Source organism: Winogradskya humida (assembly GCF_016862215.1).
Taxonomy (GTDB): Bacteria; Actinomycetota; Actinomycetes; order Mycobacteriales; family Micromonosporaceae; genus Actinoplanes; species Actinoplanes humidus.
On record NZ_BOMN01000180.1, the window covers coordinates 1 to 995 of the forward strand.

Annotated in this window: 1 protein-coding gene; it reads left to right on the forward strand. The window is 66.0% G+C overall.

What is annotated here, in order from left to right:
- The first annotated feature begins 75 nt into the window (after positions 1 to 75).
- Positions 76 to 972: an IS5 family transposase gene (locus Ahu01nite_RS50065; protein ID WP_203843847.1), complete on the forward strand. Its 897-nt coding sequence runs from the start codon at positions 76 to 78 to the stop codon at positions 970 to 972.
- Positions 973 to 995: the final 23 nt, after the last annotated feature.

Sequence of the window (995 nt, forward strand, 5' to 3'; positions counted from 1 at the left end):
TGGCGGTCATCGATAAATAGTGAGGTCTCCGGTTGATTGGTGGATCGACCAAGAAACACCAGAACCGGAGACCTCGTGGACACCTTAGCGGTGACGAGGCGGCACGACCTTACCGACGCGCAGTGGGTGGCCCTTGCCCCGCTGGTCCCTGCCGCGTCGGTCGTAGGCCGTCCGCCTAAATGGGAGAAACGCCAGCTCATCGACGGGATCCGGTGGCGGATCCGGATCGGTGCACCCTGGCGCGACGTTCCCGCCGAGTACGCCCCCTGGCCCACCCTCTACGGCCTGTTCCGCCGCTGGCAACGCGACGGCACCTGGGACCGGATCCTCGCCGCGCTGCAAACCCTGGCAGACGCGGCCGGGCGTATCGACTGGGACATCAGCATCGACTCGATGACCAGCCGCGCCCACCAGCACGCCGCCGGCGCCCGCCGCGACAGTCAACTGCAGAAAGAACCACCCGGTGGCCTGCACCACGAAGAACCCGCCGACCACGCCCTGGGCCGTTCCCGGGGCGGGCTGACCACGAAAACCCATCTGGCCTGCGAACAAGGACAGAAAGCCATGGCTATGACCGTGACCGCGGGGCAGCGTGGCGACAGCCCTCAGTTCATCGCAGTCCTGGCCAAAATCCGGGTCGCTCGAGTGGGCGCAGGACGACCCCGCACCCGCCCGGACCGGGTCCTGGCCGATAAGGCCTACACCTCAAAAAGCAACCGCGGACACCTGCGTGAGCGAGGCATCAAAGCCTGCATCCCCAGCAAGACCGACCAGGACAAACACCGCAAGGCCAAAGGCTCACACGGTGGCCGCCCACCCGCCTTCGACCCCGAGATCTACAAACAGCGTCACGCCGTCGAGTGCGGTATTAACCGCCTCAAACGCCACCGCGGCATCGCCACCCGCTACGACAAACTCGCCGTGCGCTACCAGACCGCCCTGACCATCGCGGTCATCGGCGAGTGGCTCTAACCACGACTTCTGAAACACGCCCT